The sequence below is a fragment of the Pseudomonas sp. NFACC24-1 genome (assembly GCF_900115235.1).
Lineage (GTDB): Bacteria > Pseudomonadota > Gammaproteobacteria > Pseudomonadales > Pseudomonadaceae > Aquipseudomonas > Aquipseudomonas fluorescens_AA.
Map to the genome: position 1 here is coordinate 314,830 of NZ_FOVS01000001.1, position 23,988 is coordinate 338,817.

Annotated in this window: 21 protein-coding genes; 7 read left to right on the forward strand and 14 right to left on the reverse strand. The window is 60.7% G+C overall.

The genetic code is table 11. The features are described 5' to 3' along the window. Nucleotides 1-48 precede the first annotated feature (48 nt). Together xdhC and guaD are read left to right on the forward strand one after the other, a co-directional pair. A complete protein-coding gene (gene xdhC, locus BM317_RS01520) occupies nt 49-891 on the forward strand; it encodes a xanthine dehydrogenase accessory protein XdhC (protein ID WP_092472819.1) in 843 nt (280 codons plus the stop codon). Between the two features lie 19 nt (nt 892-910). Next, nucleotides 911-2,215, forward strand: a complete 1,305-nt coding sequence (gene guaD, locus BM317_RS01525; protein WP_092166682.1) for a guanine deaminase — start codon at nt 911-913, stop codon at nt 2,213-2,215. 140 nt (nt 2,216-2,355) lie between these two features. Here guaD and BM317_RS01530 read toward each other — a convergent pair whose 3' ends face one another. Further along, the gene (locus BM317_RS01530; protein WP_003183531.1) at nt 2,356-3,120 is read right to left on the reverse strand and encodes a GntR family transcriptional regulator; all 765 of its coding nucleotides are present in this window, start codon (nt 3,118-3,120) and stop codon (nt 2,356-2,358) included. Nucleotides 3,121-3,381: 261 nt separating this feature from the next. On the opposite strand from BM317_RS01530, the gene BM317_RS01535 reads away from it, so the two are divergent. Continuing rightward, entirely contained in the window at nt 3,382-4,572 is a 1,191-nt protein-coding gene (locus tag BM317_RS01535; RefSeq protein ID WP_092472821.1) for a benzoate/H(+) symporter BenE family transporter, read from the forward strand. Nucleotides 4,573-4,689: 117 nt separating this feature from the next. On the opposite strand, the gene BM317_RS01540 is transcribed toward BM317_RS01535, so the two are convergent. Continuing rightward, nucleotides 4,690-5,034 carry a YggL family protein gene (locus BM317_RS01540; RefSeq protein WP_060738453.1) on the reverse strand — a complete coding sequence of 115 codons (345 nt, stop codon included), beginning with the start codon at nt 5,032-5,034 and terminating at the stop codon, nt 4,690-4,692. 232 nt (nt 5,035-5,266) lie between these two features. On the opposite strand from BM317_RS01540, the gene dacB reads away from it, so the two are divergent. Then, complete coding sequence (gene dacB / locus BM317_RS01545) at nt 5,267-6,733, forward strand: D-alanyl-D-alanine carboxypeptidase/D-alanyl-D-alanine endopeptidase (protein WP_060738454.1); 1,467 nt, start codon at nt 5,267-5,269, stop codon at nt 6,731-6,733. Between the two features lie 184 nt (nt 6,734-6,917). Here the strand turns inward: dacB and BM317_RS01550 are convergent, their stop codons facing one another. After that, nucleotides 6,918-9,302 (reverse strand): sensor domain-containing diguanylate cyclase, encoded by a 2,385-nt coding sequence (locus tag BM317_RS01550; protein ID WP_092472822.1) that lies wholly within the window; start codon nt 9,300-9,302, stop codon nt 6,918-6,920. Nucleotides 9,303-9,444: 142 nt separating this feature from the next. Continuing rightward, nucleotides 9,445-11,715: a bifunctional 23S rRNA (guanine(2069)-N(7))-methyltransferase RlmK/23S rRNA (guanine(2445)-N(2))-methyltransferase RlmL gene (rlmKL, locus tag BM317_RS01555; RefSeq protein ID WP_092472824.1), complete on the reverse strand. Its 2,271-nt coding sequence runs from the start codon at nt 11,713-11,715 to the stop codon at nt 9,445-9,447. A gap of 531 nt (nt 11,716-12,246) precedes the next feature. On the opposite strand from rlmKL, the gene BM317_RS01560 reads away from it, so the two are divergent. Continuing rightward, nucleotides 12,247-12,462, forward strand: coding sequence for a ribosome modulation factor (locus BM317_RS01560; RefSeq protein ID WP_003223300.1), 216 nt, complete (start codon nt 12,247-12,249; stop codon nt 12,460-12,462). A 339-nt stretch (nt 12,463-12,801) separates the two neighbouring features. Here the strand turns inward: BM317_RS01560 and BM317_RS01565 are convergent, their stop codons facing one another. Next, complete coding sequence (locus BM317_RS01565; protein ID WP_060738457.1) at nt 12,802-13,821, reverse strand: quinone-dependent dihydroorotate dehydrogenase; 1,020 nt, start codon at nt 13,819-13,821, stop codon at nt 12,802-12,804. A 212-nt stretch (nt 13,822-14,033) separates the two neighbouring features. Between BM317_RS01565 and BM317_RS01570 the strand changes: the two genes are divergently transcribed. Further along, a complete protein-coding gene (locus BM317_RS01570) occupies nt 14,034-15,518 on the forward strand; it encodes a hypothetical protein (protein WP_256574013.1) in 1,485 nt (494 codons plus the stop codon). A 193-nt stretch (nt 15,519-15,711) separates the two neighbouring features. On the opposite strand, the gene BM317_RS01575 is transcribed toward BM317_RS01570, so the two are convergent. The 9 genes from BM317_RS01575 to BM317_RS01615 all read right to left on the reverse strand — a co-directional run bounded on the left by BM317_RS01575 (nt 15,712) and on the right by BM317_RS01615 (nt 21,817). Next, entirely contained in the window at nt 15,712-16,149 is a 438-nt protein-coding gene (locus tag BM317_RS01575) for a hypothetical protein (protein WP_092472826.1), read from the reverse strand. Continuing rightward, a complete protein-coding gene (locus BM317_RS01580) occupies nt 16,139-16,840 on the reverse strand; it encodes an oxygen-regulated invasion protein OrgB (protein ID WP_092472828.1) in 702 nt (233 codons plus the stop codon). The genes BM317_RS01575 and BM317_RS01580 overlap by 11 nt, the downstream gene beginning before the upstream one ends. Continuing rightward, the gene (locus BM317_RS01585; RefSeq protein WP_092472830.1) at nt 16,812-17,378 is read right to left on the reverse strand and encodes a secretion system protein; all 567 of its coding nucleotides are present in this window, start codon (nt 17,376-17,378) and stop codon (nt 16,812-16,814) included. The genes BM317_RS01580 and BM317_RS01585 overlap by 29 nt, the downstream gene beginning before the upstream one ends. Continuing rightward, a complete protein-coding gene (locus BM317_RS01590) occupies nt 17,378-18,085 on the reverse strand; it encodes an EscJ/YscJ/HrcJ family type III secretion inner membrane ring protein (protein WP_092472832.1) in 708 nt (235 codons plus the stop codon). The genes BM317_RS01585 and BM317_RS01590 overlap by 1 nt, the downstream gene beginning before the upstream one ends. Beyond that, nucleotides 18,082-18,387 (reverse strand): type III secretion system inner rod subunit SctI, encoded by a 306-nt coding sequence (sctI, locus tag BM317_RS01595; RefSeq protein WP_092166692.1) that lies wholly within the window; start codon nt 18,385-18,387, stop codon nt 18,082-18,084. The genes BM317_RS01590 and sctI overlap by 4 nt, the downstream gene beginning before the upstream one ends. Nucleotides 18,388-18,447: 60 nt before the next feature. Beyond that, nucleotides 18,448-18,708: a type III secretion system needle filament subunit SctF gene (gene sctF, locus BM317_RS01600; protein ID WP_092166693.1), complete on the reverse strand. Its 261-nt coding sequence runs from the start codon at nt 18,706-18,708 to the stop codon at nt 18,448-18,450. Between the two features lie 7 nt (nt 18,709-18,715). After that, a complete protein-coding gene (locus BM317_RS01605) occupies nt 18,716-19,891 on the reverse strand; it encodes a PrgH/EprH family type III secretion apparatus protein (protein WP_092472834.1) in 1,176 nt (391 codons plus the stop codon). Between the two features lie 253 nt (nt 19,892-20,144). Next, the gene (locus BM317_RS01610; RefSeq protein ID WP_256574014.1) at nt 20,145-20,579 is read right to left on the reverse strand and encodes a transglycosylase SLT domain-containing protein; all 435 of its coding nucleotides are present in this window, start codon (nt 20,577-20,579) and stop codon (nt 20,145-20,147) included. A 56-nt stretch (nt 20,580-20,635) separates the two neighbouring features. Further along, nucleotides 20,636-21,817, reverse strand: coding sequence for a winged helix-turn-helix domain-containing protein (locus tag BM317_RS01615; RefSeq protein WP_256574015.1), 1,182 nt, complete (start codon nt 21,815-21,817; stop codon nt 20,636-20,638). A 493-nt stretch (nt 21,818-22,310) separates the two neighbouring features. On the opposite strand from BM317_RS01615, the gene BM317_RS01620 reads away from it, so the two are divergent. Beyond that, nucleotides 22,311-23,888: a hypothetical protein gene (locus tag BM317_RS01620; protein WP_092472836.1), complete on the forward strand. Its 1,578-nt coding sequence runs from the start codon at nt 22,311-22,313 to the stop codon at nt 23,886-23,888. The last annotated feature ends 100 nt before the right edge of the window (nt 23,889-23,988 follow it).

A 23,988-nucleotide genomic window follows, 5' to 3' on the forward strand; every position in this document is an offset into this window, starting at 1 on the left:
AAGATGCATTCCCACGCAGAGCGTGGGAACGATCAGTCGAGGTGAATTATGTACAACTGGATCAGCGCCCTCGCCGACCTGCAAACCCGCGGCGAACCCTGCGTTCTGGTGACGATCATCGAGGAACTCGGCTCCACGCCGCGTAACGCCGGTTCGAAAATGGTCATCAGCGCCAGCCAGATCTTCGACACCATCGGTGGCGGGCACCTGGAATACAAAGCCATGGAGATCGCCCGGAACATGCTCGCCAGCGGCCAACAGAATACCCATCTGGAGCGCTTCAGCCTCGGTGCGAGCCTGGGCCAGTGTTGTGGCGGCGTTACCGTGTTGCTGTTCGAACCCATGGGCCAGGTCCAGGCGCAGATCGCCGTATTCGGCGCCGGCCATGTCGGCCGCGCCCTGGTGCCACTACTGGCGAGCCTGCCCTGCAAGGTACGCTGGATCGATTCGCGGGAGGCGGAATTCCCCGAACACTTGCCCCACGGCGTACGCAAGATCGTCACCGAAGAGCCCCTGGATGAAGTCGACGAATTGCCCGCCGGCAGCTACTGCATCGTCATGACCCACAACCATCAGCTCGACCTGGAACTGAGCGCCGCGATCCTCAAGCGCAACGACTTCGCCTACTTCGGCCTGATCGGCTCGAAGACCAAACGGGTCAAGTTCGAACATCGCCTGCGCGATCGTGGTTTCAACAGCACCACCTTGCAACGCATGCGTTGCCCGATGGGCATCGGCGAAGTCAAAGGCAAGTTGCCTGTGGAAATCGCCATCTCCATCGCCGGCGAAATCATCGCCACCTATAACGCCGATTTCGGCCAGCACACCGTGCGCGCCGAACCGATTGCCAAGCTGCTGCCGGCCTCGCGCCGCAGCCAGGCGAACCGTTGAACACTCCTTGAGAATTCCCATGCCCCTGACACGCAAAGCCTACCGCGCCGCCCTGCTCCACAGCCTCGCCGATCCGGCCGAAGTAGGTATCGAAGCGTCCTACGAATATTTCGAAGACGGTTTGCTGGTAGTGGAGAACGGCCAGATCAGCGCCATCGGCCACGCCCATGACCTGCTGCCGACCCTGGCGGCGGATATCGAAATCGCCCATTACCCGGACGCGCTGATCACCCCAGGTTTGATCGACACCCACATCCACCTGCCGCAAACCGGCATGGTCGGCGCCTATGGCGAGCAACTGTTGGACTGGCTCAACACCTACACCTTCCCCTGCGAAAGCCAGTTCGCCGACAAGGCCCACGCCGACGCGGTGGCGGATATTTTCGTCAAGGAATTGCTGCGCAACGGCACCACCACCGCGCTGGTGTTCGGCAGCGTGCATCCGCAGTCGGTGAACGCGTTTTTCGAAGTAGCCCAGAAGCTCGACCTGCGGATGATCGCCGGCAAGGTGATGATGGACCGCAACGCCCCGGACTACCTGACCGACACCGCCGAATCCAGTTACACCCAGAGCAAGGCGCTGATCGAGCGCTGGCACGGCAAGGGTCGCCTGCACTACGCCGTGACCCCACGCTTTGCGCCCACCAGCACCCCGGAACAACTGGCCCTGGCCGGTCAATTGCTGGGGGAATACCCCGACTTGTACATGCAGACCCACATCAGTGAGAACCTGCAGGAAGTGCAATGGGTCAAGGAACTGTTCCCGGAGCGCAAGGGTTACCTGGACGTATACGATCACTACCAGCTGCTCGGCGAGCGCTCGGTGTTCGCCCACGGCGTGCACCTGTGCGACGACGAATGCGCGCGCCTGGCCGAGACCGGCTCGGCCATCGCCTTCTGCCCGACCTCGAACTTTTTCCTCGGCAGCGGCCTGTTCAACCTGCCGATGGCCGAGAAGCACAAGGTGAACGTAGGGTTGGGCACAGACGTCGGTGGCGGCACCAGTTTTTCGCTGCTGCACACCCTGAACGAAGCCTACAAGGTGATGCAGTTGCAGGGCGCGCGGCTGAGCCCGTTCAAGTCGCTGTACCTGGCCACCCTCGGCGGCGCCCGGGCCCTGCGCCTGGAGGACAAGATCGGCACGTTGCAGCCGGGGACGGACGCGGATTTCCTGGTTTTGGACTACAACGCCACGCCGCTGCTGAGCTATCGCCTGAAGCAGGCCAAGGACATTGCCGAGCGGTTGTTCGTGTTGATGACGCTGGGGGATGACCGGACAGTGGCGCAGACTTATGCGGCCGGCAGGTTGGTGCATCAGCGGTAGATTTTTATTGGCTGTTGATCGTTCCCACGCTCTGCGTGGGAATGCCTCAACGGACGCTCTGCGTTCGGCTTTTGGGACGCGGAGCGTCCCGGGCTGCGTTCCCACGCAGAGCGTGGGAACGATCAGGCTGATTCAACCCATCAAAGCTTAGCGGTCGACCGCCCCGGTTTCTTGCTCTGCAACAAATGCGAGAACACCGCATGCAAGTCATCCGACGCGCTTTCTTCGTCGAGGTTGAGTTTGCTGTCGATGTGGTCCATGTGATGCATCATCAGGTCCACCGCCAACGTCGCATCGCGCGCCTCGATGGCGTCGATCAACTGAGTGTGTTCGTCGTAGGAACAGTGGGAGCGGTTGCCGCTTTCGTACTGGGCGATGATCAGCGACGTCTGGGACACGAGGCTGCGCTGGAAACTGATCAGCGGGGCGTTCTTCGCCGCTTCGGCCAGCTTGAGGTGGAACTCGCCAGACAAACGGATGCCGGCGCCGCGGTCGCCACGGGAAAAACTGTCGCGCTCATCGCTGACCATCTGCCGCAGCTCAGCCAGTTGTTCGGCCGTAGCATGCTGCACCGCCAGTTCGGTGATCGCCCGCTCCACCAGGCGCCGGGCCATGAACACCTGGCGGGCCTCCTCGACACTCGGGCTCGCCACGACGGCACCGCGATTGGGCCGCAGCAACACCACGCCTTCGTGGGCCAGGCGTGACAATGCCCGGCGGATGATCGTGCGGCTGACCCCGAAAATCTCCCCCAGCGCCTCTTCGCTCAACTTGGTACCGGGCGCCAGGCGTTGTTCGAGGATGGCCTCGAAGATATGCGCATAGACAATATCGTCCTGGGTTCCGCTGCGGCCGGCTTTACCAGCTCGCGGTTGTTTCTTGAGGGGCTGCAACTGTTCGTTCATGGGCACTCGAGTCGGGAGAACTGCGGCGAATTGACCGTGACTGTAATACGGCACAGCGGGTCGCTGGCAAGTATCACGTAAAAAACAGCTCGATTGTACACAACCTCTGATGGCAACACGACTGTACGGCTGTTTGCGGGCATGGCTGTATTGCAATCGGCAGTTGGGTTGAGTTTAGGCTTAAACCCACCATTCTGTGACACCTGTGGGAGCAAGGCTTGCTCCCACACGCATAACCTATAACAAGGAACATCACCCACCATGACCGAAGTCACGACCAAGCCACTTCGTCCATTAGCCGATACCTCACCTTCGGCCATCGTCGCCGGGTTCATCGCGATGATGACCGGCTACACCAGTTCCCTAGTGCTGATGTTCCAGGCCGGACAGGCAGCGGGGCTGACCAGCGGGCAGATTTCCTCGTGGATCTGGGCGATTTCCATTGGCATGGCCGTGTGCTCCATCGGACTGTCGCTGCGTTATCGCACGCCGATCACCATCGCCTGGTCGACCCCTGGCGCGGCGCTGTTGATCACCAGCCTGGGCGGCGTGAGTTATGGCGAGGCCATCGGCGCCTATATTACCTGCGCAGTCCTGGTAACGATCTGCGGCCTGACCGGCAGTTTCGAGCGCCTGGTCAAGCGCATTCCGGCCTCGCTGGCGGCGGCGTTGCTGGCGGGCATCCTGTTCAAGATCGGCAGCGAGATCTTCGTCGCCACCCAGCATCGCACCGGCCTGGTGCTGGGGATGTTTTTCACCTACTTGATCGTCAAGCGCCTGTCGCCTCGCTACGCGGTATTGGCGGCATTGGTGATCGGCACGGCACTGTCGGGCCTGCTGGGGCTGCTGGACTTCAGCGGCTTTGCCCTGGAAATCGCAACGCCGGTGTGGACCACGCCGCACTTCTCCCTGGCGGCCACCATCAGCATTGGCATTCCGTTGTTCGTGGTGGCGATGACCTCGCAGAACATGCCCGGCATCGCCGTGCTGCGGGCCGACGGCTACAACGTGCCGGCCTCGCCACTGATCACCAGCACCGGCATTGCCTCGCTGCTGCTGGCGCCGTTCGGCTCCCATGGCATCAACCTGGCCGCCATCAGCGCAGCCATCTGCACCGGCCCCCACGCCCACGAAGATCGCAGCAAGCGCTACACGGCGGCGGTCTGGTGCGGGGTTTTCTACGGGATTGCCGGGGTGTTCGGCGCGACGCTGGCCGCATTGTTCGCGGCGCTGCCCAAGGAACTGGTGCTGTCCATCGCGGCCTTGGCGCTGTTCGGCTCGATCATCAATGGCTTGAGCGTCGCCATGAGCGAAGTGAAGGAACGGGAAGCAGCGCTGATCACCTTCATGGTCACGGCGTCGGGGCTGACGCTGTTCTCCATCGGTTCGGCGTTCTGGGGGATTGTGGCGGGGGTGTTGACCCTGGTGATTCTGAACTGGCGTAGCGCCTAAAAAAAGATCGCAGCCTTCGGCAGCTCCTACATTGGAATGCGTACATCCTGTAGGAGCTGCCGAAGGCTGCGATCTTTTTGATCGGCAACCCGAAGAACGGGCTGCCGATTCAGACCATCAAGCGACCGGATTGATCGGCTTTTCCGGGTACCAGACGTCCATCAGCGGGCTGACTTCCACGCTGGTCAGCTCAGGACGGGCCTTGAGCCAGGCTTCAACGGCAGCGCGCTGCGCTTCGGTGACCGAGCCACGCTTCTGCAGGCAAACCAGACCGTAGTCGTCGCCGCCGACGTAGCCCAGGCCGTTGGCTTCCATGGCTTCTTTCAGGAAAGCGTCGAGGAAAGCGTCAATAGCCTCATCGGCCAGATCTTCTTTGAAATCCAGGTTCAGTTCGAAACCCAGCTCTTGAAATTCATCCACGCACAGTTTTTTGCGCAGACGCTGGGAACGGTTAGTCGCCATTGGAACAATCCTCATAAGTAATAACGGCCGGCACTTTACCAGTTTGATGCGTCGATTGCCCGACTGATCGGGCGTATCGGCCTACCGTCGGTAAAAAATAGCAGCCGAAGGGCTCAGGCACGGCCCAAGCCGTTGCGGCTTGGGGCATAATGCCGACACTTTCATGACCGTTGAGGACGTTCATTTTCATGTCCTCGTTTTTTCCCCCCTCGCCCGCAGGGTTCTATTTCAAATGATCAAATCTTTGCGTCCACTGCTTCTGGCCAGCCTTCTTCTTCCCCTGGCCCTCCCTGTCACCGCCCACGCCGCCACGATCAACACTGCCCTGTCGCCCAATGTGCAAAAGGCCCTCAAGGCCAGCAAACTGCAGGATGACGCCCTGTCCCTGGTGATGGTGCCGCTCAATGGCCCCGGCACTCCGACCCTGTACAACGCCGACGTTTCGGTCAACCCCGCTTCCACCATGAAACTGGTGACCACCTACGCGGCCTTGGAAATGCTCGGCCCCAATCACCAGTGGAAAACCGAGTTCTACACCGACGGCACCCTCAGCGGCGGGATTCTCAACGGCAACCTGTACCTCAAGGGCGGCGGCGATCCCAAGCTGAACATGGAAAAACTCTGGCTGCTGATGCGCGACCTGCGCGCCAACGGCGTGCAGCAGATCACCGGCGACCTGGTCCTGGACCGCAGCTTCTTCATCCAGCCGCAACTGCCCGAGTTCAACGACGACGGCAACGACGAAAACAAGCCGTTCCTGGTCAAGCCCGACTCCCTGCTGGTCAACCTCAAGGCCCTGCGCTTCGTCGCGCGCAATGACGGCGGCCGGGTGCTGGTGTCGGTGGAACCGCCGATTGCCAGCATTCGCATCGAAAACCAGGTCAAGGCGGTCAATTCCAAGCAATGCGCCGGCGGCGTGCGCTACAACCCGGTGCCACAGGCGGACGGCAGCGTGACGGTGACCGTTGGCGGCCAGCTCGGTGACGGTTGCAGCTCCCAGACCTATCTGTCGCTGCTGGACCATGCCACCTACACCGCTGGTGCCGTGCGGGCGATCTGGAAGGAACTGGGCGGCAGCATCCAGGGCAAGGACCGCCTGGCCGCGACCCCGAGCAACGCCAAGGTGCTGGCCCGGGCGTTCTCCCCGGACCTGGCGGAGATCATCCGCGACATCAACAAATACAGTAACAACACCATGGCCCAGCAGTTGTTCCTGAGCCTCGGCGCGCAGTTCCGTAACGAAGCCGATGGTGATGACGCCAAGGCGGCGCAACGGGTGGTGCGCCAGTGGCTGGCCAAGAAAGGCATCACCGCGCCGCACCTGGTGATGGAGAACGGCTCCGGCCTGTCCCGCGCCGAACGGGTCAGCGCCCGGGAAATGGCGGCAATGCTGCAAGCCGCCTGGCGCAGCCCGTATTCGGCGGAGTTCATCAGCTCGATGCCGATTGCCGGCACCGACGGCACCATGCGCAAACGCCTGAAGACCACTGCCATGGCGGGCGAGGCCCACGTCAAGACCGGGACCCTGAACACCGTCCGCGCCATCGCCGGCTACAGCCGCGACATCAATGGCAACACTTGGGCGGTGGTGGCGATCCTCAACGATCCGAAGCCATGGGGCGCTTCGTCGGTGCTGGACCAGGTGCTGCTGGACCTGTACCGCCAGCCGAAACTGCCGCAGACGGCTTCGGTGCTCTGACCCAGCGCACAGCCCAATGTGGGAGCGAGCTTGCTCGCGATTCGGTCGGCCAGTTGATAGGGATGTGACTGACCTGGCGCTATCGCGAGCAAGCTCGCTCCCACAGGGGATTTGTGTCCACTGAAGGTCAAGTGTGAGAGCAAGCCAGCTCCCACATTTTGCCCGATACACCCCGCCAAAACGGCTAACCCAGCTGCGTCTCGACCCGATCCCGCCCGGCCTGCTTGGCCGCGTACACACCCGAGTCGGCCCTGAGCAGCAACGCATCGGCGCCCTCCCCGGCGCGCCAAGTGGCGATGCCGAAACTGGCAGTGATCACCCCCACATCCTCGATGGGCGCAGCCCGCAAGCCTTCCCATAGCTCCAGGGCCAGGGAATAGGCGCTGTCGCTGTCAGTGTCCGGGCACAGCACCACGAACTCTTCCCCACCCAACCGGCAGAACACATCGGTGCGACGCATCCGTTGGGCGATGCGCTGGCAGACTGCCTGCAATACCCGATCGCCCACCGCATGGCCATGTTGGTCATTGATGCGCTTGAAGTGGTCGATGTCGAGCATGATGACCGCCAGCCCACCGGAACCGCGCTCGACCCGCGCCATCTCCGAGGTCAGGCGCTCCTGGAAATAGCGGCGATTGCGAATGCCGGTCAGGGCGTCGGTCACGGACAACGCCCGCAGTTCTTCTTCCACGCGCTTGAGGTCGGAAATATCCGAGATGTAGCCGTGCCACAACACCCCGCCGCCAGGCAGCTCCTCGGGCGTAGCCTCGCCGCGCACCCAACGCAGGCCGCGCAAAGGCAATTGCACCCGGTACTCTTCACGCCACGGGCTCAAGGTGTGGGCCGAAGCACGGATCGAAGCGCGGACGCGCGCACTGTCCAAGGGGTGGATACGCGAGAAAATCGCCTCGGCGTTCTGCACCAATACATCGGGCTCCAACTCATAGATGTCGCGGATGCCGTCGCTGGCATAGATCACGCTGAAGCGACCATTGAAGTCCATCCTGAACTGATAGATCCCCCCGGGCACATGGGCGCTGAGCTTTTTCAACAACAAGTCACGGGCCGCCAGCGCTTCGTGGACGCGCTTGCGTTCGGTGACGTCGATGCAGATTGCCAGGTGCCCGACCCACAGCCCCTGCTCATCGAGCATGGGTGTGGCGAGCATGTTCACGGTCAGGTGGCTGCCATCGCGGCGTACCAGGGTCCACTCCCGCGCCTGTTGCCCCCCCTCTTCACCGCCCTCGAGCAGCATCGCATGGCAGGTGGGAATCGGTTTGCCGAAACGCGCGCCGAGCTGGGCGGCCCGGGCCTGGAGTTCCCGCGGCACATGCAGGCTCTCCAGGGTCATGCTTTGCAACACCTCGCAACTCGGGTAACCGAGCATCTGTTCGGCGCCGACATTGAAAGTGGTGATGACTCCGCGCAGGTCAGTGGCGATGATCGCGACCTGGGTCGCGGCATCCAGCACGCCGCGCAATTGGCCATGAGTGCCGCGTAGCTCCTGCTCCCGGGCGCGCAGTTCACGGGTGCGTTGCTCCACCAGCTTCAAGGCCCGCTGCCGCTGGCTGACCAGCACATAGAGCAAGGCGCTGAGCAACAGGCTGAGCAAGCCGCCGAGTACCACCGTGCCCGTGACCGAAGAGCGATTGGTCGACAGGAACACCCGGCTGGGCCGCAACTCCACGCGGTAGTCGCGATCAGCCAGGCGTAACAGGCGGGTCTGCGACAAACCACTGTCACCCGGCGCGTCGAGGGAATCGAACAGCACTTCCCCCCGGTCGTCCGTGGACTGGTCCAGAACACGCATCGAAAGGTTGTCATGACCAGCGGTCGGCAAGCCATCGCCCACCAGCTGACGCATGTTGATACCCGCCACCACGTAACCGAACGGTTCCTTGGCCGCCGCTCGGGTGACCGGCGCCACCAGCAACACGCCCCGGGCGAAGTCCGGTCCGACCCCCATCAGGTCCAACGGCTGCGAGACCACCACCGTACCAAGCAAACCCGCCCGCTCAAGCGCGGCCCGACGCAATGGATGGGAAAGCAGATCGAACCCCAGGGGGGACATTGAGAGCGGCTGGCTCTGGAGGTACAACACCGGCACATACTCGTCCCGCTCGGCGGCACGCCGCAGGCCGCCGCCATCGTCGACCTCGCGGATGGCAAAGGTGTCGTCCCCCCGGCCTCGCGTCTCTTGTTCGAAGGATTGTCGCAGGTGCCCAGATATCCGTGGCGCCCAGGCGAAGGCCAGGGTGCGCCGCAACAGCGGTTCGACGTAGCCGTGAAATTCCGCGTTGGAAACCCCTGCCGAATTGACAAAGAACCGCCGCAAGCCATCGAGACGTTCTTCCTCGTCCTGGAAGCGTTCTTCGATGCGGCTGAAGCGCTCCTCGGCTTGCAACTCGAAGCGCTGGCGCAACTGCTGATTGAACAGGTTTGTCATCGCCCAGCTCAGCAAGCCGGTCAAGAAGGTGCCGGCCAGCAGCACCAGAAAAGCCACCAGCCAGGCCGACACATCTTCGCTGATAAAGCCCAGGATCCTGGGGCGCACCTGATGCAAAGCCATAAACGCAACTCAGAATGGAGCCAGGCATAGGCACAGCCCTGGACACAGCCTAAGTTATAGCTATTAGCCATCACTTTAGCCAGTCTCAAATGCGGCTGGAAGCCTTGAAGTACAAGGCTTCATGGATCCAATCAGACTTCGATCAACGTGCCATGATCTTCCAGGCACGGTGGATCTTGCCGTTGCGGGCAAAATCCGGATCAATGGTCTTGGCGGTGATCTCTTCCACCGCGTAGCGCTCGCCGAGGTTGTCCTCGAGCTGGAACTTGCGGAAGTTGTTGGAGAAATACAGCACACCGCCAGGCGCCAGGCGCGCCATGGCCAGGTCCAGCAACTGGACGTGGTCGCGCTGCACATCGAACACGCCTTCCATGCGCTTGGAGTTGGAGAAGGTCGGCGGGTCGATGAAGATCAGGTCGTACTCGTCACGACTGGCTTCCAGCCAGGCCATCACGTCACCCTGTTCCAGGCGGTTCTTGTCGGAAAAACCATTGAGCGACAGGTTGCGCCGCGCCCAGTCCAGATAGGTTTTCGACAGGTCGACACTGGTGGTGCTCCGAGCACCACCCTTGGCAGCGTGGACGCTGGCGGTGGCGGTGTAGCAGAACAGGTTGAGGAAGCGCTTGCCGGCCGCTTCTTTCTGGATCCGCAGGCGCATCGGCCGATGATCCAGAAACAGCCCGGTGTCCAGGTAGTCGGTGAGGTTGACCAGCAGCTTCACGCCGCCTTCGTTGACCTCGGTGAACTTGCCCTGGGCGCTCTGGCGTTCGTACTGCTTGGTGCCGCTCTGACGCTCGCGGCGCTTGATCACCACACGGCTCTTGTCGACGTTCAGTGCCTGGGGAATGGCCGCCAGGGCGTCGAACAAGCGGGCCGAGGCCTTTTCCGGGTCGATGGACTTCGGCGCGACGTACTCCTGGACGTGAACCCAGTCATGGTACAGGTCGATGGCCATGGAATATTCCGGCATGTCGGCATCGTAGACCCGGTAGCAGTCCACACCTTCACGCTTGGCCCATTTACTCAGCAACTTGAGGTTCTTTTGCAGGCGATTGGCGAACATCTGCCCGCCTTCGCTCAACCGCGCCTGCTCGACCACAGGGGCCGGTGCCGGGGCCGGCTTGATCGGGTTGCCGTTCTTGTTGTACTGGCGCTCTTGCGGGACTTCAGGGGCCTGATCGTAGGCGGCCTGTTCGCGCTCGGCCTGGCGTTGCTCCGGGGTGCGACGCTCGCCGGTGACGAACTGATCCGGCAGGACCTTGATCAGCAGCAGCTTGCACGGCAAGGCGCCGTTCCAGAACGAATACTGCTTGTGGCTGCGAATGCCCATGCGCTTACCCAGGTCCGGGGCGCCGGTGAACACCGCCGCCTCCCAGTTCAGGCAGGCCTGGCGCAGACGCTCGCCAAGGTTCTGGTAGAGGTAAAGCAGGCTGGCTTCGTCGCCCAGACGCTCACCGTACGGCGGGTTGCAGATCACCAGGCCTTTCTGGTTCTGGTCCGGACGCGGTTCGAAGGTGGCGACTTCGCCCTGATAGATCTTGATCCACTCGCTCAGGCCCGCACGCTCGACGTTGTTGCGGCCCGGCTGGATCAGCCGTGGGTCGGCTTCGTAGCCACGGATCCACAACGGTGGCTTGGCCAACCCGGTCTCAGCACGAGCGGTGGCCTCTTCATGGAGCTTTTTCCACAACGCCGGCACATGGCCGAGCCAGGCGGTGAAGCCCCACTGCTGGCGACGCAGATTCGGCGCCATATCGACGGCGATCATGCCTGCTTCCACCAGGAACGTGCCGACACCGCACATCGGGTCGGCCAACGCGCCGCCTTCAGCGGCAATGCGCGGCCAACCGGCGCGGATCAGGATCGCGGCGGCGAGGTTTTCCTTCAGCGGCGCGGCGCCTTGCTGCAGGCGATAACCGCGCTGGTGCAGGCTGTGGCCGGAAAGGTCGAGGGAAAGGATCGCTTCGCCGCGGTCCAGGCGCAGGTGGATGCGCAGGTCCGGGTTGAGCTTGTCGATGGACGGCCGCTCGCCCGTCGGGGTGCGCAGCTTGTCGACGATGGCGTCCTTGACCTTCAAGGCGCCGAAGTGAGTGTTGTCGATGCCCGAGCCATGGCCGCTGAACTCCACCGCCAGGGTGCCATCGGCCAGCATATGGTCTTGCCAGTCGACATCCAGCACACCGTGGTACAGGTCTTCGGCGTCCTTCATCGGGAAGCGCTTGAGCACCAGCAACACGCGGTTGGCCAGGCGCGACCACAGGCACAGGCGATAGGCCGTTTCCATGTCGGCCATGCCGCGCACGGCCGAGGTGTGCTCGCGCGCCTCTTCAAGGCCAAGCCCGACGGCTTCCTCGATCAACAGGCCTTCGAGGCCCTTGGGGCAGGTGAGGAAGAGTTCGAAACGATCGGACATGGGATTTCCAGAGCCTTTGGCTAAGTGGGCCGGGCAACGCATTGCCGGGCCGGGTTCAGTCAGGTGCTTTTCTCAAGAGCACCCGCGTGGCACGAAAGTGTGCCGTGCCGCCCTCGCCGCTCAGGTTAAAAGAGCTTTGATGCGAAGGCAGGTAAAAAATTCTGTGCAACAAATTGTGAAAACTCGACCCTTTCGTCGAATAGTACCCGAGTGCAACAGGGGGACATTCTCATTCAAGCAAAGCCAGTCCCCTTTGGCGCAGGGCCGATCATACAGGGGTCTTGCTCAAAAGCGGTCTACGAACATGAAGTTACTTATCGCCCTAACATCTTTATTGTTACGTGCTTATGACAAAACGATCATTCCATCCCTGTGACGCTTTGGTTAGAACTCAACACAGGTTGACGTCGCAACGGCGTCAACACCTCGGCTCGTCACGCCGGCAACGAGCCACCAACGGCAGAATGATTCTGCCCCGGCCTCGATAGAGGTCGACGCTAAGTAACAGTCAACAAGTGAGGGCAACACCCTATGAGAAGACTTAAGCGTGATCCGTTGGAAAGAGCATTTTTACGTGGTTACCAATATGGCGTTGGTGGTAAATCCCGTGAGCTTTGCCCCTTTACTCTACCGTCGGTACGTCAAGCCTGGATCAATGGCTGGCGAGAAGGACGCGGCGACAACTGGGACGGTATGACCGGCACTGCGGGTATCCACAGACTCAACGAACTTCACGCCGTCGGCTGACACAGGGCTTAATACTCAAGAACTCGACAATTTGACACCCATATCGATTTAACCACGCACGTCCCATCCGGACGGCGGGCTACGGCCCAGGGGGCTCCTTCGAGGAGCCCTTTTTAATGCTTGGGGTTTCGTGAAAATCGGGGGGTGATTAGTGCAGGACTCAAGCTGCAAACATTCTTGTGGCGAGGGGATTTATCCCCGCCGGGCTGCGAAGCAGCCCCAAAAATGCTCACCCAATAACCTGATATACCGAGGCAGTTCCTAGGGGCTGCTACGCAGCCAGCGGGGATAAATCCCCTCGCCACAGGGGTACCTGCACTCCCTTACAGGCGCGGCTGATCAACCCAACGCCGCAATCGCATCCACCGACTCACGGATCAGCGCCGGCCCTTTATAGATGAACCCCGAATAGATCTGCACCAGGCTCGCCCCAGCGGTGATCTTCTCGGCGGCATGCTTGCCTTCGGTAATCCCGCCCGCCGCGATGATCGGCAAGCGCCCCGCCAATTCAGCGGCCAGCACCTTCACGGTGTGGGTGCTCTTGTCACGCACCGGCGCACCAGACAAACCACCCGCCTCGTCACCGTGTTCCAGCCCTTCGACACCTTCGCGCCCCAGGGTCGTGTTGGTGGCGATCACCGCGTCCATGCCCGTCTCGATCAGGGCCTGGGCCACCTGGGTGGTCTCCTCGTCGGTCATGTCCGGGGCGATCTTGATCGCCAGTGGCACATGCCGGCCATGGGTCAACGCCAGTTCCGCGCGACGCCGGGCCAGGTCGGCCAGCAATTGCTTGAGGGAATCGCCGAATTGCAGGCTGCGCAGCCCAGGGGTGTTCGGCGAGCTGACGTTGACGGTGACATAGCTGGCGTGGGCGTAGACCTTGTCCAGGCAGATCAGGTAATCGTCGACGGCGCGCTCCACTGGCGTGTCGAAGTTCTTGCCGATATTGATCCCCAGCACGCCCTGGTATTTGGCCGCAGCGACGCGGGCTAACAGGTTGTCCACACCCAGGTTATTGAAACCCATGCGGTTGATGATCGCCTCGGCTTGCGGCAGGCGGAAGATCCGTGGCTTGGGGTTGCCCGGCTGTGGTCGTGGGGTAACGGTGCCGATTTCGACGAAACCGAAACCCAACTGGGCGAAGCCGTCGATGGCCGCGCCATTCTTGTCCAGGCCCGCCGCCAACCCGACCGGGTTGGGAAACGCCAGGCCCATGACCGTCACCGGCAACTTCGCCGGCGCCTTGCACAGCAAACCGTTGAGGCCCAAACGTCCGCCCGCGCCGATCAGGTCCAGGGACAGATCGTGGGAGGTTTCCGGGGAAAGTTTGAACAGCAGCTGACGGGCCAGGGTGTACATGGGTGGGTTTGACTCTGGGCAATAAAAAGTGGCGGGGATTATACCGGGCAGGAGGGCCAGCGGCGAGGGACCTGGCATCGACCCTGCGCCTGAGCTTTGATGCGCCGCGTAGCCAGGAGCGTTATTTGATAGTCGAGGCCGCAGAAAACATTCAAAAGATCACGTAGTTGCACGGCAGCAACCCGCTAGCCCTTTCTACGGAGGATCACTCAATGACTGTTTTGTCCCTTGGATCAGCAATACCTCGGCCCCTTTCAAATGAATCCATCCGCAGCGATGAAACGGACACCTCCATCACTACTGATGGCTCGTCCCACATCATCATTGAAATGCTCAATGAAGATATTCCGGCCGAGCAGCGAACCGAGCTTTCAGCGCCAGACTTGAAGTTCGCCCTGATGAGCGTCGACAAAGCACTCCATGAAATCATTAATGAGCGGCAGCGTAACGAGGATACTCAAATTGAGAGATTTGCCAGGGAATTCCTACTATTGGTGGAGGGTGAGACTGACGGCGCCGATACGTCAACAATCGCTGTGACCATTCCCGGCCTGCCAGACCTCAAAGACTCTCCCGACTCGTTCCTACACCGAGGCCAGCTGGTTCTCGAATACCTCGGCGAACAGCTGGGCAAGCTGAGCCGCAACGAATTCGAAGGCAATCTTGGACGCTGGGCCAGCAACCTGACCATTTCCGGCCTGCGCTCCGGCCTAGTCACCGGCACTCTCACGGTGATCAGACAACTGGTCGGGTTCGCCCTGGAAAAACTGCTCCAATCCAACGGCACCTCCCCACTGGCACGCAGCGTGATCGGCACAGTCGTCCAGATGTTCGGACCACTGCTAAATGTCCTCGGTGCGATCAGGGACGAGTACAACGGCACCGCAAATCAGGACACGCGCCTGGCGCGTCTCCTTACGCTCGCATTATGGGTCATGACCTTCGCCGTCGCCGCCACCGCGCCCGCCGCGCTCTCTGCCTTGGCTTCCTTTGGCTCGCCAATGGCGTTCTACACGGTTGCCCAGGATCTGGTGGCCCTATTCTGCCCTACCGGTGACAATGCAAAAGCCAGCCCTGGCGGTACGGCAGCCGCTGGCCTGATCAATGGCATTCTCCAGTTCCTGTCCTTCACCGGCATGAACTACCTCGCGCCAAACTCCGGCCCCGGGTATGTCATGGCCCAGGGTAACCAGTCATCACCACCTGAAGAACAGGGCCTGGCCTCGCAACTTTCGGCCTGGGTGGAACAACAGGCCAGTACCCTATCTGCAGATCTTTCAGTCGAAGACCGTGTCAACCAAATGGTCGACTCCCTGGCCCCAATGCTGGGACATGACCTATGGCGGGCCGTCCTCAACGGCCTGGCTGACGTCTTCGGCCAAGTATTCATGGGCGAAGCGGTGCACGCGTTACAAGCAGAACCCTCGGAAAATGGTTTTCGGGTCGCTCCCACCTCCTTCCGAATTCCCACCGCCGAGCAGGCAGCGAATCAACTCCTGTCCACCGATGCGATAAGAACCTCCGTGGGCCAAATGATCATGGCTGTGGTCATCGGAACGTCCCGTCACCTTTCGAAGCTGCCGATTTCCAAAGAAACGGTTAACCATATCGCCAATGTCTGTGTCGCCGCCGTTGTGTTCGCCGTACGCCCCGGCACGGCCTACGTCAACGCACGCACTGATCCTAAAGCTGGATAAGTTGCCTGCTGCCAAAGGCTTGCATCTCAATTGACGCTGGTCAATCAAGCCGATGCCAACCGTGGCAAGGGAGCTTGCTCCCGCTGGGCCGGGCTGGCGCACCAGCGCGTAGCGGCCCTATTTTGGGGCTGCTACGCAGCCCAGCGGGAGCAAGCTCCCTCGCCACGGGCGATATTCCTCAAGTGCATCCCACCTACCACTCACTCATCTCCCAAGCCTCATCCCCCATAGGCTCAAACACATCCCGCATAAACCCTTTAACAAACAGGTCCACCGCAAACGCCAGGCCATTGGCACCGCTGACCTCCCGGTAAAGCTGCGACTTTTCCAACCCCTGTTCCTTCAACCGAACCAGCACCTGCAGCGTGACCGCCATCAGCGCCTGGGCGGTGGGATAGGCCGCCGTTTCTCCGTCCGCTCCCCGCAGTGCACGGAGGAATTCATGGATGGCCTTCTCACCCTGCCCTTCCATCGCCAGCAGCACCTGATACAGATGCTCGAACTCAGGGTCCGGACGTTTGCCTTGGCTCGTCCCCTGATGGGCCGCCAACAGGCGCGACTCCAGGCTCTGCACCGCAGCATCCGCGCCGCGCTCAAAGGCGATTGGAGCAATCGACGATTCAATCTTCATGGTCGTGCATCGCCTCGGCTGCCTGCCCGGTGAAGCTTGAGCACAACGCTTCAAGCGCCTGGGTCGCCCTTTGGTCCAGGACGCGAACCGTCTCCGGCAACTGCGCAATGCGCGCCATCAAGCGGGGCTCCAGGCGTTGCCGGGTGGCTTCGACGTCGAACTCCAGCAGTTGATCGCCAAGCCGCAGCACGTAGCGGTTGTGCGGGTGGTAGTGCACGAGCAGGTCGCCGGTCCACAACGGGCGCAGGCGTTCGCGCCATTCATAGCCGCGTTCCCGGCAATGCTGCGGCAATAGCAGATGCAGTACCGCGCCAGTCTCGCCCGGTTGCGCGGTAAGCCAACGCTGGAGCATTTCATCCAGCCACTGGGGTTGCTCCAGGGCTTGGGCGAGCAGGTCCCGAGCGGCCTGGGCCAGCGCGTTGCGCAATTGCAGACCCAGCGATTGCCCGTTCCGCAAGCCTTCGGCCAGATGCCCGGTGGCGCGCAGAATGCCTTCGGCATAGCCCCGTTGGAATGCCTCGGCATGCATCGCTTGCGCATCGCGCTGGGCCTGCTCGATGCACTCACGCGCCCGACGCCGGGCTTCGAGTTGCAAGGCATGGCGACGACGGGCGGCGACGATGTCTTCGCGAGCCAGGCGCACGTCTTCGCCCACAGGCAGGTCAGTCAGGGAGCGGATGGAGTCGAGCATGCTGCACCGCCAAAAAGAAAAGGGTTGGATCGGGTTGCATGAGCGGCCAGTGCCGCTGCAATTGCACGACGGGCACGGAGAATTGCAAGGCCAGGCGTTCGAGCAACGGGACGGGGACCTGTTCGTGCCAGCTCCACAGGGCATTGAGACCGGCCGCTTCGACCTGCTCCATTGAAACGGCGGGGCACTGGAGTGCGAGGTCGCCTCGAAGGCCCAGGTTGTAGCTGGCGAATCGTCGGACCGACATGGGCAGGCACGCCAACGCCGCGCCCCGGGCCAGACCGAACCGCAGGCGATAGGCACCCAGCAGCAAGGCGATGTAGGGCAATTGCCACCAATGACGAACCCATTGTTTCGCCACGCCACTCAACGTTATCGGCGGCCACGGCCCTTGCAACTGCAGGCCCTCGAGCACGATCCGGTTGAGCACGCTGCGCGCCTGGGGCCCGTCGAATCCCGCCGGCAGCACCAGGCGCTGAGGGTGCAGATACCCCAGGGGCTCGGCGAGAATCCCTTGCAAGCGGTCAATCTCCGACATCACGCCGCCCTGCCCATGGCCTGTCGATAAGCCCAGGCGCCGCCAGCCAACAACAATCCACTTGCCGCAGCCAGCAGCCACGGCCAACTCGATGGCCCCCGGGGGACGACCGCGGTTGGTGCCACATGCTGGGTCTGGGAGCGCCTGGATAGCACCACCGAAACGTTCTCGTATTCCACGGCGGCAAAACTGTTCTTGAGAAAGCGCTTGATGTCGGTGATGAGCAACTGCGGTTCGACATCCCGCTCATGCACCACCATCGCCGCGAGATGAACAGGCGGTGGCTTGCGCCCGCCTTCGCCCGCATCCAGGTCGTAACTGACATGAACCCGGGCTGAAACCACACCTTCGAGCATCGCCAGCGACTGTTCGATACGCTGCTCCAACGCCGAGTACAACCGGGCTTTTTCCGCACGGGGCGAGGCCACCAGGGCGTCGCTGGGGAACATCTCGGCCACCTGCAGGCGGGGCCGGGACGGTAGCGAATAGAGATTGAGCAGGTCGACGGCGGCGGAAAAATCCAACGGGTCAATCTTCACCGCGTAGCCGGCTTTGCCGGTGTCGATTTTCACCGCCGTGATGTTGTTGCGTTGCAGGACCGACAGCACTTCATTGGCCTGGTGCTGGTCCAGCCCTTCCAGCAGAGTCGGCTGGCGACAGCCCGACAGCAGCAGACACGACAACAGCAGCAAGACAACCGGCCTCATGACGCACGCAACAGGGTTTCTGCCGTACCGACCGCCTTGCGCACCAGCACGTTGAGCAAATTGATATCCACGTTGTATTGCCCCGTCAGCTCCTGCAGTTGCGCCAATACCTCGGGGTTGCCGATGTCCGGACGCTGCAGCAACTGGTTGATGGCCGCAACCTCGCGCCCGCTGTCCACGGCCGAAGCGGCAAACGCCCCGATCAACCGCGCTTCAAGGGAAACGACTGGGCCTTCCTGGGGACCGTCCAGTTCAACGAGGCTCGCACCGTGGACAAGGGCAGGAGAAAAATTGGTAGACATACGATGCACTCATGAAAAGGGCCATCGCCTCGGGCGATGGCCGGTCAAAAGGAACCCGCGTCAACGAGCCGCCTGGATGATCGCCATGTCGATATCCTTGAAACCCTTGATCGTGTTGGTCTGGGCGTTGCGGAAAACCGTGTACGACGAAAACGCCGTCTGATAAGCCGCCAGTAGCCCCGGGTCCGAAGCATCGGTTTTGAGCTTATCCAGTGCAATGTCCAGGGCCTCCTTGAGCTTCTGCGCGCCGACTTCAAATGCCTGCGCCTGCTCGCCGAGAAAATCATCGGGAAATGTGATGGGGAGTCCGATACCAGCCATGCGTCACCTACTCTGTCTGATTTAGAAAATGCCAGGACGAGGACCCCGTCTTGACGTAGCCCTGGGGGCCGGTTTGAAACGAATTGCCCTTGAGCGAGTCGTCCTTGAGCGCGACAGTGAAATGCACGTAGCGATCACCCCATTGCCGGTAAAAACTGTCGACATACTGGCGAGCGGCGGCCAGTTCGGAATCCTGCAGGTTGCCCACGACGGCGAACGTGACGCCGTCCTCGTGCTCGACCCGATTGAAAGCCAGTGCAAGACGCTGCAAACCGGCCTGTGCAAGACCGACCAGCAGTTGGTCATCCTGTTCTTGCAGCAGGACGTCACGGGCATAAGGCGCCGCCGCGCGCAACGTATCAATCAGGCTTGCCTGCCGGTCGGGCGTCAGCAGGTTGCGCTGCCCGCTGAGTAGCAGACGCGGCAACGCTGGATCCCTGAGGTCGAGGAAATGCCAGGCCAATTGCGGATCGTGGTCGATCAACACCTGCTCCAGTCGGCGGCGTTCCTGATCCTTCACCAACACCCTGCCGTCCAGGGTGCCGTGGCGCGCCAGCACCTGTCGGCTCCAACCGGCATCACGCTCGGAAGCCACGAACACGTAGACCGAACGATCACGCCCCGGCAGCACCTGGACCTGCGCACTGGCGCCGCCAATCAACGCACGGACATCGGTTTCAGGCGCGGTCCCCGGCATGGTCCAGAAACCGACCACTACGACCAACGCCGCCAACGCCAGCCCGCAGCCAGCCCAGCGCAACCAGTGACCACGGCCATCGATGAACGCAGTGGCAACGGTTGGCGACAAGGGGGATGGGTCGAGACACTCGGCACGCCAAGCTTGATCCTCGGGGCGCAAGGCGATGTGCAAGGCACCGATCTGCACCCGGGTCTGAAACCCGCAGTGGCGTACCGCGACTGAATCGCCGAGCAACCGCACCGGCAAGCCGTCTGCCGTGGCCTGGTCGGCCAGCACCTCGAAATTGCAGCCGCCCGCCTCCAGAGGAACGAAAATGGCTTCCTCGGGAACGCTGGCCCCAGGCGCGCCATTCCCGAGCCAATCCACAGGCCCGACCACGAACAGGGTCGGGCCTTCGCCAAGCGGGAATTCACAGCCTTGCAACGGACCATTGAGTATCCGCAGAACGCAAGGCTGTAGCGTGGTGGCCGTCGGGACTGTCACCGTCCAAGCTCCAGGGCAATGGAATGAGCCGCCATGGTAGGCACCCCGAAAACAGGCTTCCTGATCGAAATCTGCCGGTTGCGCCTTGCAGGGGATCAGATTCCCGTACCGATCGTTTCACGAAGTATCACGCCCCTGCGGCATGCACATTGTGGCGGGGGAGCTTGCTCCCGCCGGGGCGCGAAACGGCCCCAGCACCTGGCGACACAATAGGGCCACCTGTTAAGTGATTTTGAGAGGGCTGCGGTTCAGCTCATCGATCCGACACATCGACCAATGATCGCTCTGGCTGGCCCTGGGTCAGCACTCGATAGCGCCGCCAGACCTTGCGCGCATAGCGCAATCGCGCGACCTGGCGATGGGGTGAGTTGCCGGCGTTGTAGGCGCCGACCGCCGTCCAGTTATAGCCGTAGCGTGCGATGAATCCGGCCAGTACCTGCGCACCGACTTCCACCGACAGGCAAGGCTCCTGCAACAGGCGCTGCTCGGTAATGCCCTGGGCCTTCAATCGAGGCAGGTGGATACTGTTGATCTGCATCAGGCCGATATCGCGGGTGCCATTGCTGTTGTGGTGGACGGCATCCGGCAGCATGCCCGACTCGACTGCCGCAATCGCTTGCAGCAACTCGGGTTCGATGGCGTGCAACCGCCCTGCCTCGCTCCAGCACCAGGCGTGCGCCTGGGTCATGCCCAGCCCCAAGCCAAGGCACATCGGCAAGCATAGCCATTTGTTCCCGCGCCGCTTCATGCCAGGCGCCGCTCGCTGATCCACGTCAGCTGTTCATGAATGCGCACTCGCAGGATCTGCGCCCGGACACAACCGGGGTCATGCCGCAGACACTGGTCGATCAACTGCGCCGCCTGCTCGTTGCGTCGCCAGAACCAGTGATGCCAGGCCTGAAAATACAGCACGTCAACCTGATCGGCCGACCACAGGCAGCGACGGAACAGCACCTCGGCCGCCTGCTCGCAGCCGCGCAAACTGGTGAGCAATGCCAGGCGCGTCAATGCCGGGATGCTGCCCGGGTCCAGCGCCAAGGCATTGGAAACCGCCGAGTGAGCCTCTTCGATGACGTGCCCCTGATCCCCTTGACCCATCAGCAACTGCCCTAACCACACATCCGCCAGGCCGCACCAGGGCGGCGCGTAGCCAGCATCGAGTTTCAGGCATTGCCTGAACAGCACAGCGGCATCGCGCAGGCTTTGCGCGGTGTGCTGCTGCACGCTGCACAAGCCATTGAGATACGCCACCGCCGCCGCATAAGACCCACAGCGCTCCCCCACCGGACGCAAGCCGGGTACGCGCTGGGCGACCATACAGGTCAAGACGCCAAGCGCCTCCCCGGTGTCGCTGGCATCCAGCGTCTGCCCATGCAGCAGGGCCTGATCGCTGCCACGGATCAACTCGACCGACCAATGGCGCTGCCCGCCGACACCGATGAACCGCCCGCTCAAGCAATAATCCGCCGACAACCGCCCGGCCAGCGAACGCACATCGTGCGAAGCCCCACAGGCCGCCATCACCCCAGAGGGCATCACATGCAAGGCCTCGCCGAACGCTGTGCTCAACTGACGGATGAGCACATCCTGCAGATCCAGCGCCGCCGTCTCGTCCAAGTGGCGAAAGGGCAACACCGCCAGCGAAGGCCCCACCGCCTGCCCCTGGCTCGCCCCGTCGAGCTCGACCACCGGCCCGGTGAACCGATAGCCCTGGCCGTAGACGGTCGCAATGTAGTCCTTGTTGTCCTTGAGCAACTTGCGCAAGGCGTAGATACAGCGCGTCAGCGACTCCTCTGCGGCATCCATCCGAGGCCAGACATGGTCCAGCAGATAATCCTTGCTGACGACCGTACCCGCCGACTTCAACAACAGGCGCAGTACGTGCAGCTCTTTGGGGGGAACATGAACTCCTTGTCCATCTCGCATCAGCGTTCCATCGCTTTGCAATAGCCAGTGGTCAAAAATGAATGACTCGACCAGCGGTTGATCAGTTGCACTGTCCATACTTTGAAACTTCTCTATAGAAAGTTACTGAAGCGCGATCGAGCCTGTCGGGTAGACAGGCTCGGGATGACGAGCTGCGTGACTATAGGAAGATGTGTGGGGGGATTCCGTAGGGCAATCACCTAGTTTACTGAAGAAAACACAACAACAAATGTAGGAAAATTCTCCAACAGATTTATTTAATAATCTTGCTTCACCGCTTCCCCCTTTGACGACATTTTCATTTCTCAGGACCTGCTTCAGCTGGAACCCCATCACCACTAAGCGTCGGCTATTCATGCTTCAAAAAAGCATAACATCAGACTGATAATGTCAAAGAGAAAGATGTGAATACCGAGACAGCAATGAGCTTTTTTTGAATGCGCGAACCAAGCGTTTATTTCAGTATGTAAAAACATTCTCAAGAGGATACAACATGTTCATTTCCAGATCGGGCGCATCGCTGAATGCAATCTATGGCATGGATGCAAATGGTAAACCGGAAAGTGTCGCGAGGAGCAGTCCAGAGGGAGTAACTCTTTCAGATGCGCAAAAGCAGGCCATTAGCAACAGTAAATTCTTTGAGGCTGGTGCCAGTATGTCGTTGCTGGGCCAGCCAGGTAAAATAGGTGATGTGTTCGACGAACATGCGAAGGAACTAGCGATACTTTTGCAGCGAGGTTTAAGCGAACAGAGTCGCGCCGGAGAAACCCTCGTGTATTTTCAAGGAAAGGAACAAACTCTACGGAGTTTATTAAATGATTCCATTCAGCCCTTATCAACACAATCAGATCAAATTGGTCGGCAGATGACTTCCGATCAAGCATTTCACCCATGGCTTGTGGAGACTCTGAGCACACCATTACAGGGTAGACTCGACGGATCAGGCAAACAAAGCCACGTTGAATTATTGACCAAGATCCGAGCCCTAAGTGCTTTTGGTACTACAGTTTGGCAATTAATGAATCCGGTGGAAAATCAAGGTCATCCTGAACTATATGCGAAACATAAGGAAGCCAACATTGCAGCGTGCGTCGCCTTGCTGCGCGAGGCTGCTTTCGATGTTCAGGCAGACGACTTCTTCGATAGATTTAAAGAGTTTTCTAGTAAAACCCGTACACCTACCTTTGACAGTCCGCTTAGTCGGGCCCGCAGCGAACGTATGCCAATGGTCGAATTAGACGGAGAACTACGACGTGTCAATGGCGTTTATGAAGACGCTGCCAAATTTGGATTAGGTTTTGGTCAAGTTGTGCAGAATACGGTTGACCCTGATAGCGCTGAACAGGCGGCCTTGCGCGCAGCACTAGGTGATCGTAATCAGAATATTAATGCAATCGCCCGTGAAAATGCGCCCATAGCAGATCTCACCAGACCGTTTACGATGTCAGAACTAGACATGGAAAATGTTCCGGAGGCCTATGCCGAGCTAGGCATAGCAGAGATGTTGGACCAGTATGCGATGTTACACGGCACAGGTATCAATCGCTGGCAGCTTTTCGGCACATTTGCAATGGAAAGCAATTTAAAAGGTTTACCCTCCGCCGGTGCACATTCAGGTGGCACTTGTGATATTTTGTTAGCACTTTCCACATTGAACCCGCAGCGAATTTATGGCAACGCAGAGCTGGTACTGCCTGCTGGATTAGGTATAGCAGCTTTCATGAACTTTGGCGGATACCATACTTTTTCGGAAACATTCCCAATCGCTGAAGCGGTCGCCGCTAATCGCCCTTATGTTCCTAGCAATCTCGCTGTGGTTAATCAGTCTGATCTATACAAGCGAATGGCGGACGCCACGGAGCGTTACTGCCCGGAAGGCTCCGAGCAGCTCGTGCTATTCCATCAAAGCCATGGGGAAGTTTTAAAGTCATTGCAACAGCAGCATCCTGACTTGGAATTTTCTGGGTCCAATATCGAATTTCACGCATCCGAAAAGCAGATAATAGATTGGCGCCACCAAGAACAGGGAACGACTAGAAAACTTTCGAGATCTGCAAATGCTCGCGCCTGACCTAGGGCTCCAGATTGGCATCAACCGCAGACAGACTGCTAGCTAAATACTCTCTATAGGCTTGAATGCCTTATTACTAAGACAAAACAGCCACGTGAGG

What these genes read in the sequence shown, in the direction of transcription:
- xdhC (WP_092472819.1), top strand. Translation starts at nt 49, where the DNA reads ATGTACAACTGGATCAGCGCCCTCGCCGACCTGCAAACCCGCGGCGAA.
- guaD (WP_092166682.1), top strand. Translation starts at nt 911, where the DNA reads ATGCCCCTGACACGCAAAGCCTACCGCGCCGCCCTGCTCCACAGCCTC.
- BM317_RS01530 (WP_003183531.1), bottom strand. Translation starts at nt 3,120, where the DNA reads ATGAACGAACAGTTGCAGCCCCTCAAGAAACAACCGCGAGCTGGTAAA.
- BM317_RS01535 (WP_092472821.1), top strand. Translation starts at nt 3,382, where the DNA reads ATGACCGAAGTCACGACCAAGCCACTTCGTCCATTAGCCGATACCTCA.
- BM317_RS01540 (WP_060738453.1), bottom strand. Translation starts at nt 5,034, where the DNA reads ATGGCGACTAACCGTTCCCAGCGTCTGCGCAAAAAACTGTGCGTGGAT.
- dacB (WP_060738454.1), top strand. Translation starts at nt 5,267, where the DNA reads ATGATCAAATCTTTGCGTCCACTGCTTCTGGCCAGCCTTCTTCTTCCC.
- BM317_RS01550 (WP_092472822.1), bottom strand. Translation starts at nt 9,302, where the DNA reads ATGGCTTTGCATCAGGTGCGCCCCAGGATCCTGGGCTTTATCAGCGAA.
- rlmKL (WP_092472824.1), bottom strand. Translation starts at nt 11,715, where the DNA reads ATGTCCGATCGTTTCGAACTCTTCCTCACCTGCCCCAAGGGCCTCGAA.
- BM317_RS01560 (WP_003223300.1), top strand. Translation starts at nt 12,247, where the DNA reads ATGAGAAGACTTAAGCGTGATCCGTTGGAAAGAGCATTTTTACGTGGT.
- BM317_RS01565 (WP_060738457.1), bottom strand. Translation starts at nt 13,821, where the DNA reads ATGTACACCCTGGCCCGTCAGCTGCTGTTCAAACTTTCCCCGGAAACC.
- BM317_RS01570 (WP_256574013.1), top strand. Translation starts at nt 14,034, where the DNA reads ATGACTGTTTTGTCCCTTGGATCAGCAATACCTCGGCCCCTTTCAAAT.
- BM317_RS01575 (WP_092472826.1), bottom strand. Translation starts at nt 16,149, where the DNA reads ATGAAGATTGAATCGTCGATTGCTCCAATCGCCTTTGAGCGCGGCGCG.
- BM317_RS01580 (WP_092472828.1), bottom strand. Translation starts at nt 16,840, where the DNA reads ATGCTCGACTCCATCCGCTCCCTGACTGACCTGCCTGTGGGCGAAGAC.
- BM317_RS01585 (WP_092472830.1), bottom strand. Translation starts at nt 17,378, where the DNA reads ATGTCGGAGATTGACCGCTTGCAAGGGATTCTCGCCGAGCCCCTGGGG.
- BM317_RS01590 (WP_092472832.1), bottom strand. Translation starts at nt 18,085, where the DNA reads ATGAGGCCGGTTGTCTTGCTGCTGTTGTCGTGTCTGCTGCTGTCGGGC.
- sctI (WP_092166692.1), bottom strand. Translation starts at nt 18,387, where the DNA reads ATGTCTACCAATTTTTCTCCTGCCCTTGTCCACGGTGCGAGCCTCGTT.
- sctF (WP_092166693.1), bottom strand. Translation starts at nt 18,708, where the DNA reads ATGGCTGGTATCGGACTCCCCATCACATTTCCCGATGATTTTCTCGGC.
- BM317_RS01610 (WP_256574014.1), bottom strand. Translation starts at nt 20,579, where the DNA reads ATGACCCAGGCGCACGCCTGGTGCTGGAGCGAGGCAGGGCGGTTGCAC.
- BM317_RS01615 (WP_256574015.1), bottom strand. Translation starts at nt 21,817, where the DNA reads ATGCGAGATGGACAAGGAGTTCATGTTCCCCCCAAAGAGCTGCACGTA.
- BM317_RS01620 (WP_092472836.1), top strand. Translation starts at nt 22,311, where the DNA reads ATGTTCATTTCCAGATCGGGCGCATCGCTGAATGCAATCTATGGCATG.